The organism is Streptomyces sp. NBC_01525 (assembly GCF_045040405.1).
GTDB lineage: Bacteria > Actinomycetota > Actinomycetes > Streptomycetales > Streptomycetaceae > Streptomyces > Streptomyces benahoarensis.
Map to the genome: position 1 here is coordinate 5,897,168 of NZ_CP109397.1, position 12,714 is coordinate 5,909,881.

General features: G+C 73.9%; 12 protein-coding genes. 4 read left to right on the top strand and 8 right to left on the bottom strand.

Annotated features, from left to right (window positions below; all coding sequences use genetic code 11):
* Positions 1–3 precede the first annotated feature (3 nt).
* Together OG422_RS25750 and OG422_RS25755 are read right to left on the bottom strand one after the other, a co-directional pair.
* Entirely contained in the window at positions 4–858 is an 855-nt protein-coding gene (locus OG422_RS25750) for a heparin lyase I family protein (RefSeq protein WP_186000444.1), read from the bottom strand.
* A 268-nt stretch (positions 859–1,126) separates the two neighbouring features.
* Entirely contained in the window at positions 1,127–2,008 is an 882-nt protein-coding gene (locus tag OG422_RS25755; protein ID WP_405746078.1) for an ABC transporter substrate-binding protein, read from the bottom strand.
* A 455-nt stretch (positions 2,009–2,463) separates the two neighbouring features.
* On the opposite strand from OG422_RS25755, the gene hydA reads away from it, so the two are divergent.
* On the top strand, positions 2,464–3,855 hold the full coding sequence (hydA, locus tag OG422_RS25760) for a dihydropyrimidinase (RefSeq protein ID WP_405746081.1): 1,392 nt from the start codon (positions 2,464–2,466) through the stop codon (positions 3,853–3,855).
* A gap of 84 nt (positions 3,856–3,939) precedes the next feature.
* The gene (locus OG422_RS25765; protein WP_405746083.1) at positions 3,940–4,704 is read left to right on the top strand and encodes a MerR family transcriptional regulator; all 765 of its coding nucleotides are present in this window, start codon (positions 3,940–3,942) and stop codon (positions 4,702–4,704) included.
* A gap of 152 nt (positions 4,705–4,856) precedes the next feature.
* Here OG422_RS25765 and OG422_RS25770 read toward each other — a convergent pair whose 3' ends face one another.
* The 3 genes from OG422_RS25770 to OG422_RS25780 all read right to left on the bottom strand — a co-directional run bounded on the left by OG422_RS25770 (position 4,857) and on the right by OG422_RS25780 (position 6,715).
* Entirely contained in the window at positions 4,857–5,318 is a 462-nt protein-coding gene (locus tag OG422_RS25770; RefSeq protein WP_405747986.1) for a hypothetical protein, read from the bottom strand.
* A 52-nt stretch (positions 5,319–5,370) separates the two neighbouring features.
* Positions 5,371–5,871, bottom strand: coding sequence for a hypothetical protein (locus tag OG422_RS25775; RefSeq protein ID WP_405746085.1), 501 nt, complete (start codon positions 5,869–5,871; stop codon positions 5,371–5,373).
* 73 nt (positions 5,872–5,944) lie between these two features.
* On the bottom strand, positions 5,945–6,715 hold the full coding sequence (locus OG422_RS25780) for a hypothetical protein (RefSeq protein ID WP_405746087.1): 771 nt from the start codon (positions 6,713–6,715) through the stop codon (positions 5,945–5,947).
* A 297-nt stretch (positions 6,716–7,012) separates the two neighbouring features.
* Here OG422_RS25780 and OG422_RS25785 point away from each other — a divergent pair, with 297 nt between their 5' ends.
* Positions 7,013–8,014 (top strand): TIGR03842 family LLM class F420-dependent oxidoreductase, encoded by a 1,002-nt coding sequence (locus OG422_RS25785; protein WP_143942742.1) that lies wholly within the window; start codon positions 7,013–7,015, stop codon positions 8,012–8,014.
* A gap of 179 nt (positions 8,015–8,193) precedes the next feature.
* On the opposite strand, the gene OG422_RS25790 is transcribed toward OG422_RS25785, so the two are convergent.
* The 3 genes from OG422_RS25790 to OG422_RS25800 all read right to left on the bottom strand — a co-directional run bounded on the left by OG422_RS25790 (position 8,194) and on the right by OG422_RS25800 (position 11,519).
* Positions 8,194–9,078 carry a hypothetical protein gene (locus tag OG422_RS25790; protein WP_405746090.1) on the bottom strand — a complete coding sequence of 295 codons (885 nt, stop codon included), beginning with the start codon at positions 9,076–9,078 and terminating at the stop codon, positions 8,194–8,196.
* On the bottom strand, positions 9,078–10,349 hold the full coding sequence (locus tag OG422_RS25795) for a VWA domain-containing protein (protein ID WP_143943399.1): 1,272 nt from the start codon (positions 10,347–10,349) through the stop codon (positions 9,078–9,080). Before OG422_RS25795 ends, OG422_RS25790 begins: the two co-directional genes overlap by 1 nt.
* A 105-nt stretch (positions 10,350–10,454) precedes the next feature.
* On the bottom strand, positions 10,455–11,519 hold the full coding sequence (locus OG422_RS25800) for a biotin/lipoate A/B protein ligase family protein (protein WP_405747988.1): 1,065 nt from the start codon (positions 11,517–11,519) through the stop codon (positions 10,455–10,457).
* Between the two features lie 231 nt (positions 11,520–11,750).
* Here OG422_RS25800 and OG422_RS25805 point away from each other — a divergent pair, with 231 nt between their 5' ends.
* A complete protein-coding gene (locus OG422_RS25805) occupies positions 11,751–12,701 on the top strand; it encodes a hypothetical protein (protein WP_251076795.1) in 951 nt (316 codons plus the stop codon).
* Positions 12,702–12,714: the final 13 nt, after the last annotated feature.

Here is a 12,714-nt window from a genome sequence, read left to right on the forward strand (position 1 = left end):
GCGTCAGGGCGCGACGTCGCCGTACGCGCGGCCCACCGCGGCGTCGTTGAGGTACGCGGTGGCCGCGCCGGTGACGCCGTCGGAGCGGTAGACGCCCCACTTGTCGGTGACCCAGTCGGCCCGCAGCGTGGCCGCCCGGTACTGCGCGGTGCCGCCCGCCAGCTTCTGGGCGGCACCGTTGTGCCACAGCTTCACCCAGCCCTTCGCCGGATCCTTGGAGATCTTCAGGCCGACGACGAACGCGTGCCAGGAGCCGAGCTTCAGCTCGGAGTGCCACAGGTAGGTGGTCTTCAGCTTCGGGTCGCAGTACTCCAGATCGACGGTGCCGTCACCGCGGGCGCGCAGCGACAACGGCGGGGTGGCGGCGCCGGAACCGTAGTCCTTGAGCTGCCACAGCGTCACCCAGTCACCCTTCTTCGTGGGCAGCGGGCCCCACATCGAGCGCCAGCCGATGTAGAAGACGTCGCCCTCCTCGGCGAAGCGCAGCGGTCCGCCCGAGGTGCGCTGCCCGCGTGTTTCGACGCGCACCCGCGTGGCGTCGTCGAGCTTGTGCCCCGAGGTGTGCAGCGCGTACGTCTTCCCGTACCGCCCGGCCGGATCGTTGACGACGCTGACCTGCCCGGGCTTGGTCTCCACGCCCTCGAACGCCTTGGCGCCGGCGGCCGGATCGGCCCGCCAGAGGGGCGCGGCACGGTGTGCGGGCGGAGCGGCGGAGGGGGCGGCCGACGGGGCTGCCGACGGGGCGGCGGCGGTGGCCGTGGGCCGGGGGGTGTCCGGGGGTGTGCCGCCCTCGGCGTTCGCGGCGGTCCAGATGCCGACCAGCGCGATACCGGCCAGCGGGGCAACTACCCAACGCACAGGGCTGGTTGAGGCTCGTCTCATGAGGTCTCCCGATGTGGGGGTGGGAGGAACCCGTGAAAGTTAGGTTTGTTGCCAGAAAACGTCAAGGGGCGCGGGGGCGCGGCGCGGGACCGGTGGGCGCCGGCGGTCCCGCCCGTACGGTCACCGACCCCTGGGGCGGCCGGCCGGCGGCGCGGACGCCACGGTCACCAGCCGCAAGCTGGACGTCCCGGCGATGTACCGCAGCCACGACACCCCGACGCCGCCGGAGTGACCCGGAGCCCGGTCACCGCCCGGCCGCGCCCCGGACCGCCGCCGCCACCTCGTGGAAGAACCGCGCATGCGCCCGGCGGCTGCACGGCGCCTCCGGATTCCAGCCGACCAGCCGGGCCGACGCCGCCACCGCCCGCCAGTGCGCGCCGCCGTGCAGCGCCTCCGGCGGCGCGGCGTTGGCCCGTACGTCGCTCAGCACGATGTCGGGGCGGAGCGCCGCGACCTCGGCCCAGGTGGCCGTCGCCCAGTTCGCCCCGAGCCCGGCGGCCGGGTCCAGCAGCTCCACGCCGTGCTCCCGCAGCGTCCGCAGATCCGGCCAGGCCCCCGGCCGCGCCAGATACGCCTGCTCCGGGCCGGCCGCGGACAGCGCCAGCACCCGGGGCCGGGGACCGTCGCCCGCCGCCGTCCGCAGCGCGTCCTCCGCACCGTCCAGCGCGACCGCGGCGCTCGCCGGTTCACCCGCGCCCAGCGATCCGGCGAGCGCCGCGAACCGCTCCCGCACCACGGCCAGCCCCCGGCCGGGCTCCACGCCCAGCGCCACCAGCGGGACGTGCGCCTCCAGCTCCCGCGCCGTCTTGGCCTCCAGGCCGTACACCGCCGCGCCGTCGTAGGTGACGGTCACCACCAGATCCGGCGCCGCCCCCAGCACGGTGTCCGGATGCAGCGCCGCCCCCGCGCCGAGATACGGGATGCCCTCCCGGGGCAGCTCCCCGCTCTTCGTCCGGTCCGGCACCGTCCCGTCGTGCCGCGACCCGAAGAGCCCCACGGGGCGCACGCCGTGATCCCAGAGCGTCGCCCCGGCCTGGAGGTAGGTGATGATCCGCGACGGCCGTTCGCCGGCCACCGCCAGACGTCCGCGGTCGTCGGAGAACTCCCACGGCGTGCTCCGCTGCATGACGTGTCGCCTCTCTGCCCGGTGTCGGTCCGCTCGGCGCCGCCCGCGCCGTGGCGCCCGCTCCCGGCGGCCCGGCTCCCGCCCCCACGGACGGTGAGGGGCGCCCTCCGGCGGCGTCGGTTACCTGCCCACTTCGGGTACCCCGCACCCCTCTTGGTCCATACCTCCCCGGGCGCACCGTGCGCCGCACCGTTCAACCGGCCGGATGACCGGCGGCGCCACGCGGCCGCACCGCGCGGGCGGCGGACACGGTATTGCCCCCACGGCTGCCATGCTTCTACGGTCTCCTTCCCGCCCGGGAACCGGCGCCGCACGGGCCCGCCCGCCGCGCGCGGGACACCCGTGCGGAAGGAGCGGACGGCGGCCCGGCGCGGGTCACCGTCCGCGGCACGGGCGGCCGTCCGCGCCCGGCCGCCCGCCGGTACGCACCCGTGGCGCAGTGAGGGAGACCGGACGTGACACGCACTCTCATTACCGGCGGCCTGGTGATCACCGCTTCCGACGAACTCCACGCCGATGTGCTCGTCGAGGGCGGCCGGGTGGTGGCCCTCGCCAGCCACGGCAGCCACGACTGGCAGGCCGAGCACGTCATCGACGCCGCGCAGAAATACGTCATCCCCGGCGGCGTCGACGCCCATACGCACATGGAGATGCCCTTCGGCGGCACCCAGGCGTCCGACACCTTCGAAACCGGCACCCTCGCCGCCGCCTGGGGCGGCACCACCACCCTCGTCGACTTCGCCATCCAGCCCAAGGGCGGCTCCCTCCAGGAGGGGCTCGACACCTGGCACGCCAAGGCGGACGGCGTCTGCGCGATCGACTACGCCTTCCACATGATCATGTCCGATGTGAACGCCTCCTCCCTCCGGGAGATGGACCGCCTCGTCGAATCCGGCGTCAGCTCCTTCAAACTCTTCACCGCCTACCCCGGGGTGTTCCTCTCCGACGACGGGCAGATCCTCCGCGCCATGCAGCGCGCCGCCGCCAACGGCGCGCTGGTGATGACCCACGCGGAGAACGGACTCGCCATCGACGTCCTCGTCGAACAGGCCCTGGCCCGCGGCGAACGGGACCCGCGCCACCACGGCGAGGTCCGCAAGGCGCTCCTGGAGGCCGAGGCGACCCACCGCGTCATCCGGCTCGCCCAGGTGGCGGGGGCCCCCGTCTACGTCGTCCACGTCTCGGCGCGGGAAGCCGTCGCCGAGTTGATGCGCGCCCGCGACGAGGGGCTGCCGGTCTTCGGCGAGACCTGCCCGCAGTACCTCTTCCTGTCGACCGACAACCTCGCCGAACCGGACTTCGAGGGCGCCAAGTACGTGTGCTCCACCCCGCTGCGCCCGGCCGAACACCAGGAAACTCTCTGGCGCGCCCTGCGCACCAACGACCTCCAGGTGGTCTCCACCGACCACTGCCCGTTCTGCTTCAAGGGCCAGAAGGAACTGGGCCGCGGCGACTTCTCGAAGATCCCCAACGGCATGCCCGGCGTCGAGAACCGCATGGACCTGCTCCACCAGGCCGTCGTCGACGGACACATCGACCGCCGCCGCTGGATCGAGATCGCCTGCACCGCCCCGGCCCGGATGTTCGGCCTCCACCCCAAGAAGGGCACCATCGCCCCCGGCTCCGACGCCGACCTCGTCATCTACGACCCGCACGCCGAGCAGACCCTGTCGGCCCGCACCCACCACATGAACGTCGACTACTCCCCGTACGAGGGACGGCGGGTGACCGGCCGGGTCGAGACGGTGCTCTCCCGCGGCGTCCCGGTGATCGAGAACCGCCGCCACACGGGCCGCGCCGGACACGGCGTCTATGTGCCCCGGGGCCTCGGGCACTATGCCGGCTGACCGCCGCTTGCGGTTGCCGTTGCGTCAACTTCTACGGTCGTGACCAGGGCCGGAGAGAACGGCCCGGCGAGGAGGGATACCGCCATGACCTGGTCGATCGCCGAGGTCGCCCGGATGAGCGGGGTGACGTCCCGGACGCTGCGGCACTACGACGGAATCGGTCTGCTGACACCGTCCGGAACTGGGAGCAACGGCCACCGCCGCTACGGCGAACCGGAACTCCTGCGGCTTCAGCAGATCCTGCTGATGCGGGAGCTGGGCCTCTCGCTGCGCGAGGTCCGCGCGGTGCTGGAGCGCCGGGCCGACCGGGTCGCCGTGCTCCGCGAGCACCACGCCCGGCTGCTGGCGGAGCGGGACCGGCTGACGACGCTGGCCAGGACGGTCGGCCGCACCCTCGCCGCACTGGAGGAAGGCAGGGAACACCCCGATATGAACGAGATCAACAGGCCGGAGAACCTCTTCGACGGCTTCGAGCACGACCGGGAGACGGATGCCGAGGTCCGCGAGCGCTGGCCGGAGGCGTGGGCGGAGTCCCGGCGCGCCACCGCGGCGATGACCGACGAGGACACCGAGCGGTGGCAGCGGGAGGTGACGGCGCAGATGATCCGCATGGCGGAGTTCATGGTGGCCGGAACCCCCGCCACCGCCCCCGCGGTTCAGGCCGAGACCGACGCCCACTACCGCGGGGTCTGCCGCTTCTGGACCCCGAACGCGGACGCGTACCGGGGGCTGGCGGCGACCTACGTCGATGACCCGCGGTTCCGGGGCAACTTCGATCGGATCGCGGAGGGGCTGGCCGCTTATCAGCGGGAGGCGATGGAGGTGTATGCCGAGGCGCGGTTGAGCTGAAGCCGGGGCGGCGTCGGCGGGGCGGCGTCGGCGGGGCGGTGCCGTCCTGGCCCGGGGCGACGGCGGGCCCGGCGCGCGGCCCGACGGGCCCCGTGCGGATCCGGCGGCCCGGGCTCCGGCCGGGCCCACCGCCGCCGCGACGGGCGTCGGCGTCAGCCCCGCCGGGCCTCCGCGGGCCAGAGCACCTGGACGGGCAGGCCCGAAGCGCGCGCCTCGGCGACCGTGGCGGCCGTGCCGCCGCCCTTCGCGGGCGGCTGCCCGTCCCAGACGGCGACCAGGGCGTCCGCCCGCTTCAGCAGCGCGGAGTTCGCGGCCTCGAACGCCCCCAGGCTCGCCTCGGGGTAGGGCAGCGCCGTTACCTCGGACGCCGCCGCCACCAGCCGGTCGAACCGGTCTCGTACGGCCGGATCGGCGAGGGAATTCCGGTAGTCGTGGAACGGCAGCACCACCGCCAGGGTGCCCCCGGCGTCGAGCACCGCCTCGGCGAAGACCGAGTCGGCGCCGGGGGCCAGGCAGGAGAGGCCCGTCAGGCCGTCCGCGTCGGCGGTCAGTTCACGCAGCAGCGTGGGCAGCGCGTCCCGCAGCAGCTTCTCCGTCGCCTCGGCCAGATCCATATGACCGGTCACGGCGATCGTTCGCCTTCCCACCTGGCTCCCTCCGGACGCGTCACGCCACAGTGGCGAGGAAGCCTACAACGTAGGCCGCGGCGAAGATCAGCGGCACCCACTGCTCCACATGGGTCAGCGGCAGATACCGCCGCCAGTCGCGGCCCTCGTCCAGGGCACCCCACTCCGCGTCGGAGTACGCCAGCGCCGGGAGTCTCCGCTCCAGCGCGCCGATCACCGCGTACTTGGCGGCGTTGAGCTGACGGTACGAACGCATCGTCACGAACCACGCCAGACACTGCGTCAGCAGGATCACCAGCCCGGCCAGCCGGACCCACACCGAGCCGTGGATGCCGCCGCCCGCCGCCGCGGCGGCGACGACCGCGGTGTTGAGCGTCAGGAAGAAGGTGTTGGTGAGATTGCGCCGCGAACTGACCCGGTCGGCCATCTCGACGCACAGCTTGTACTGCTCCAATACCGCGCCGTGGTAGGTCTCCTCACCGCCCGAGTAGTCCGACGGGCCGATGTCCGTGTTCCAGAGGGTTTCATCGATGCCGGTCATGGAGCCATGGTGGCCGAACTCCCGCCCTGGAGGGGAGAGTTCCGCACGGGAAGCCCGTACGTCGGGAGGGCGCTCAGGGCCCGGGCCGTATCTTTGGACCGGGCGCCGGGGCGTCCGCCGCCGGAGCGCCGGCCAGCCCGCGCAACCGGCCCGTCGGGCCGAGGTCGAGACGCACGGTGTCCGTATCGGCCGCGCCCCGCCCGCGCACCGCACGCAGCCGCGCGCAGAGCCATTCGTACGGTATGTCGAGCGCCAACGGACCGTCGCCCGCGTCCTCCGGGCCCTCGGGCCGCTCCGGCCCGGGCGTGCGGACCGCCCCGGCGAGGGAGACCAGACGGCCGTGCGGATCGAGAGCGGGTTCATTGCGCCCGGCGGGGGGAGACGGCCCGGACCCTGCCACCGGGTGTGAAATCGACCCGGAACAGGGTGCCTTCCGGTCCCGTGGCGGTGTCTCCCGGACCGGCCTCTCCCTTCGCGGCGTCCGCGTCCCGGGCCTCCGCTGCCCCGCCCGGGGCCCCGGCGTCCGCACACGTGCGCAGTGGCGCCTCCCGTGGCGTCGCAGCCAGGGACCGGCCACCGTGGCGCCGGTGCTCGCAAGGAACGCCACGGTGGCGATGAGCAGCCGCTGCCACCCCGGCGTGCCGAGCAGATCCTCGGGGAAGCGTGCCCGGCCCACCTGGGTGACGGCCGTGAGGAAGCCGAGGACGGCGACGACGTTCAGCGCCGAGCCGACCAGGCGCAGCAGCAGGCCCCACGGCCGGTGCTGCCTCCGCAGCGGGGCGCCGAGCGGCGGGAAGGGCCGCTCGGACGGGGCATCGGTGTTCCCGTTCATGAGGTCACTCACCCACACCTGCGACGGGCGTCGCAAGCCCTGTGGACAAACCCCGCAGGACGTCCAACGTCCATGTACCGCACGGTTTTTGGCGGTTCCCCGCCCCTGCGTCCGGAGGGCGGCGGCCGGGTGACAGCGGGTGGCGTCGTGCGGGGTTCGGTACGCCCCGCTGTGGAAGGATTCCGGCACCGTCCGCGTCGGGCGGCCCCGGCGGACCCGTTCCGGCCGGTGCCGTCGTGGCACGGCCGCCGGGCCCCGCCCGGCCGGTGCTCCCGGGGCCGCCCGTACGCCGAACAGAAGGAGCGCAGCGTGGACTTCGGAGTCGTTCTGCAGACCGATCCGCCCGCATCGTCCGTGGTGGGGCTGATGCGCCGGGCCGAGCGGAGGGGGTTCCGCTACGGCTGGACCTTCGACTCCGCCGTCCTGTGGCAGGAGCCGTTCGTCATCCACAGCCGCATCCTGGAACACACCGAACGGCTCATCGTGGGCCCCATGGTCACCAACCCCTCGACCCGCACCCCGGAGGTCACCGCCTCCACCTTCGCCACCCTCAACGACATGTACGGCAACCGCACCGTCTGCGGCATCGGCCGGGGCGACTCCGCGATGCGGGTCGCGGGGCGGCCGCCCAACACCCTGGCCCGGCTGGGCGAGGCGATCGGCGTGATCCGGGACCTCGCCGAGGGCCGCGAGGCCGACATCGGCGGCCACCGGCTGCGCATCCCCTGGGTCCGCGACGGCCGGCTGCCCGTCTGGATGGGCGCGTACGGCCCGAAGGCGCTGGCCATGGCCGGGCGGCTGGCCGACGGCTTCATCCTCCAGCTCGCCGACCCCTACCTCACCGAACGGATGGTCAAGGCGGTGCGCGACGCGGCGGCGGACGCGGGCCGCGACCCGGCCGAGGTGACGGTCTGTGTGGCCGCGCCCGCTTACGTCGGCGACGATCTCGCGCACGCCCGGGAGCAGTGCCGCTGGTTCGGCGGGATGGTCGGCAACCACGTCGCCGACCTCGTCGAACGGTACGGCGCGCACTCCGGTGCCGTACCGGAGGAGCTGACCGCGTACATCGAGAAGCGCGCCGGATACGACTACTCCCACCACGGCCGGACCGGCAACCCCGACACCGCGTTCGTGCCGGACGCCGTCGTCGACCGGTTCTGCCTGCTCGGACCGGCCGAGGCGCACATCGAGAAGCTGCGACGGCTGCGGGAGCTGGGCGTCGACCAGTTCGCGCTGTACGCCATGCACGACGCCAAGGAAGCCGTCATCGACGCGTACGGCGAGCGGATCATTCCGGCCCTGAACGGCTGAGAGGGGGCGCCCGGACCGGGAGCGCGCGCCCCGCCCCGAGCGCCCCGCCGAGCCGCCCCGGGAGCCCGGTCCGCCCGCTGCGCCCGGCTCACCCCGGAGCCACGCCCCACGGCGCACCCGGACACACCATGGGCCCGGCCATGACGGCCGGGCCCGTGGCGCGTGGAGCCTCCGCCGCGTCAGACGCCCGGCGGCACCCGGGACGGGCGGCCGCGACCGGCGGTGAGGCGGTAGCCGGCGATGCCCATCAGGGCCGCCGCGACGCCGCCCGCCGCCGTCCAGATCCAGCGGTCGGACCACCAGCCGGAGGCCCAGCCGCCGTCCGGTTCGGCCGCCGTGGCCGCGGGGGTGGCCGACGGGCTCGCCGAGGCACCGGCCGCCCCGTCGTCAGCGTCGTCGCCGTCGCGCTCCTCGGAGCCGGTGGCGGCGGTCGTGCCGGGGACGAGCGGCGCGGCCAGCGCCCCGTCCACGGCATGGGCGCCACCCGCGTCCTTGACGTCGGCACTCACCTCGGCCCGCACCGGCAGCCCCAGGTCCTCCTGCGGCTGCTCGGTGGTGGTCAGCCGCAGGTAGTAGCGGCCCGGCAGCGGATCGTCGGCCCACGGTTCCGCCCACGCGCGGACGGTCCGCAGGGTGCAGGCGAGCTCCACCGACGTGGCGTCGGCCGCCACCGTCCGCGCCTGCATGCCGTAGCGGCACGCCTGACGGCGCCGCAGCCCGTCGTACACGTCCAGCCGCCAGGTGGCCTCGCCGTGCCGCGCCGTCTCGGGCAGCTTCACCTTCGCCCGTACGGTCGCGTCCTGCCCCTGGTCGAGGGGGACGGCCCAGTACAGGTAGTCGCCCGTGGAGGCGTCGGCGGTGGCGCGCTGGCCGGGCAGCATCAGGGCGGCCGTACGGAACGACGTGCCCGCCTCGGTCGGCGCGGGCACCTCACCGTCGGACCCCGGGCTCGGGGCGCCGCTGGAGGCCGTCGGCGCCGGATCGTCGGCGAGGGCCGGGGCGGCTACGGTGAGCAGGCCGCCGGTGGCGAGCAGTGCCGCCGTCAAAGTGCGCAGGGTCCGCATCAGTTGGTCCTCCAGACGGAGATGCGCCAGCGGGAGATCCAGCCCCACACGAGGCCGCCCACCAGACCGGCCAGAGCGAGGGTGATCAGCAGCCACCAGCCGCGGCCCAGCCCGAAGGCGGCCGGGTCGGCGGCGGCGCGCTCCGCGTCCACCAGGTCGACGGCCAGCTCGACGGGGAGCCCCGGCTCCCGCTTCACCGACGGCGGTGCGGAGAAGGAGTTGCTGACCTGGAGGCAGACCGTCTCGGCGGGCGGCACCTCGCTGCCGTCCGGTGCGTCCTCGTCCGGCTTCGGGTAGCGCAGCCCGGTGGAGAGGACGTCGGTGCGCCCGTCACCGGCCTCGGAACCGCGGACGATCTCCCGGCCGTGGACGGTCACCGCCCGCAGCAGCACGCCGTAGTCGTTGTCGACGGCCCGGTCGGCGGCGACGCTCACCGAGGCCCGCAGCTCCTGGCCGGGCCGGACCGCGACGCGGTACCAGCGGTGCTCGGCGAAGCGCTCCCGGTCACTGTAGAGACCGGGCTTCAGCTCGGGCGCCTTCGCGCACTGCGCGGCGCCCTCGGTCGCCACCGGCGTCACCACCGGATCGGCCGCCCGGTCCACCAACTGGTGCACCCGCTTGCGGAGCTGATCGGTGTGGTGGACGGAGGTGTACGTGCCGCCGGTGGCCTCCGCGATGCAGCTGAGCTGCTTACGGGTCTTGGCATCCGGCAGCAGACCGAGCGTGTCGACGGTGAGGTGGATGCCCTTGGCGGCGATGTCGCGGGCCACCTCGCAGGGGTCGAGCGGCTGGCAGGTGTCCTCGCCGTCGGTGATGAGGACGATGCGGGCCGAGTCGCCGCCCTTGAGGTCGTCGGCGGCGGCGAGCAACGACGGGCCGATCGGCGTCCAGCCCGTGGGGGCCAGCGTGGCGACCGCCGTCTTCGCGTCGTTCCGGTCGAGCGGGCCGACCGGGTAGAGCAGCTTGGTGTCCTTGCAGCCGACCCTGCGGTCCTCGCCCGGATAGTTCGCGCCGAGGGTGCGGATGCCCAGCTCGACATCGCCGGGCACCGCGTCCAGCACCTCGTTGAACGCGGTCTTCGCCGCCGCCATCCGGCTCTGCCCGTCGAGGTCGCGGGCGCGCATGGAGCCGCTGACGTCGAGGACCAGCTCGACCTTCGGGGCGGGTTTCGCGTCCGGCTCGCCGGCCGCGGCGGGTGTGGGGAGCAGGCCGACGGCCACCGTGGCGAGCAGGCCGCACACCCCGGCCGCCAGCCGCTTTCTTATGATCATCGACGGATCGTATGGAGGATCCGCTGCCAGAACAAAACGGCCCGTCAGATACCGGACGCGGGCCGCCGGACGCCGCCACGGCCCTCCGGCCGGGGCCCGTCCCCGCTACGGCACCCGCGCCGTCCACTCCTCGTGGGCGAACTTCGTCCGCACCAGCTCCTCGGCGCGCGCCAGCTCCGCGTCGGTGACCGCGCCGCGGGTCAGGCCGTACCGGTCGCGGAACGAGCCGATCATCCGCGCGATGACCTCCTCGCGCGGCAGACCCGTCTGCCGCCGCAGCGGATCGACCCGCTTCTTGGCGCTCTTCGTCCCCTTGTCCGACAGCTTCTCCTTGCCGATGCGCAGCACATCGAGCATCTTCGCCGCGTCGATGTCGTACGACATGGTGACGTGGTGCAGCACGGCGCCGGGCCCGCCGTCCGGGCCGACCATCCGCTTCTGCGCGGCGCCCGCGACCTTGCCGACCTCCGTGGCGATGTCGTTGAGCGGCTGGTACCACGCCCGGATGCCCATGTCGCCGAGGGCGCCGAGGACCCAGTCGTCGAGATAGGCGTAGCTGTCCGCGAACGACAGCCCGGAGACCAGCGCCTCCGGGACGGCCAGCGAGTACGTGATGGTGCTCTGCGGCTCGGCGAACATCGCGCCGCCACCGGAGATCCGGCGTACCACCGTGACGCCGTGCCGGGCGGTGCCCTCGGCATCGACCTCGTTGCGCAGCGACTGGAAGCTGCCGATGATCACGGCGGGCGCGTCCCACTCCCAGACCCGCAGCGTCGGCGCCCGGCGGCCCGCCGCGACCTCCGCCGTGATGACCTCGTCGAGCGCCATGTGCAGGGCGGGCGGCTGCGGTTGGTCGTGGATGAGCTGCCAGTCGTAGTCGCCCCACTCGGTGGCCTGCGCCAGCGCCCGCCGCACGGCGATGGCGACGCCCTCCGCCGTCAGCCCGAACATCACCGTGTCCTTCGGCAGCGCCGCCGTGATCCGGGCGGCGAGCCCCGTCGCGTCGGTGGTGGCGGGGGCGCCCTCCAGTGCGTTGTCGATCGCGCCGATCGCCTCGTCCGGCTCCAGGAAGAAGTCCCCGGCCACCCGGACGTGCCGCAGCACTCCGCCTTCCACGTCCAGATCGACCACGACGAGCTTGCCGCCGGGAACCTTGTACTCGCCGTGCACCGTGCCGCCTCCACGCCGTCGGCCGCACCGGCCGAGATCCGTCCTGTTCATCCCACCGTAACCGAGGCCGGTGACAGCCGGGCCCCGCCCGCGCCCGCGGCCCGGCGGCGCCGTCCGGCACCACGTCACGGGCCCGCCGCGGCAACTCCCGGGCCCGGGGAGGATCTTGGCGGCCCTGGCCAGAGCCGTCCCGATGCTCCTACCATGCAGGGAACGGGGAGGGGGACCGACGTGGTGCAGCGTGTGGGACGGGTGGAGTTCGGCGTCGCCTGGTTGATCAGAAACCTGGACGTGCTCATCGCAGTGGGGCTCGGCCTGACCATCGGGCTGATGGATGTCTTCGGTGACGTCATCGACCCGGATGTGTCGTCCGGCGCGACGCTGCTGGTGCTCGGCACCCTGGCGGTCGGCTCGATGACGGAGCGGCTGCGTCGCAAGTCCGACATCCAGGAGGCGTCCAAGGACACCCGCCGCGCCCTGGAGGACCTCGCCATGGTCCGCTCCCTGTCGGGCGACGAGGTCGGCGACGCCCTGGAACAGGCCCGCGCGCAGACCAACCGCTGGTCCTTCAAGGGCGGCACCGGCACCTATCTGCGGGCCGTCACGCTGCCCCGGTGCGTGGAGGCTGCCACCCGCCAGCGCGCCCAGCTCAGCGTCAAGATCGACATCATCAACCCGGCGGACGAGCGGACCTGTGCCGCCTACGCCCGCTTCCGCCAGACCTTCGCCCGCCGCCGCAACGACGACGCGGCGCACGCCTGGACCGCCGACCGCACCCGCAAGGAGGCGTACGCCACGGTCCTGGCCGCCTGCTGGTTCCGGCAGCGGCTCGACACCCTGGAGATCAGCGTCCACCTCTCCTCGGGCGTCCCCACCCTCCGCTTCGACCTCTCCGAGTCCTGCCTGATCATCACCCAGGACGACCCGAACCGCGTCAACCTCCTCGTCGCCCGCGACCGGCCGCTCTACGACTACTACGTCACCGAGCTGCACCAGAGCCGCGAACAGGCCGTCCGCCTCGACCTGCGCGGCGTCGCCCCGCTCAGCGACGAGCCCACCGTCGACGAGGTCCGTGCGGTCTTCGACGACGTCGCGCTGCCGCTGCCCTCGGTGTTCGGCGACACCGACGTCGCGGAGATCATCGAGAAAGCCCTGCACGCCGAGGACCCCTACCGGAGGTGAGACGCCTCGGGCG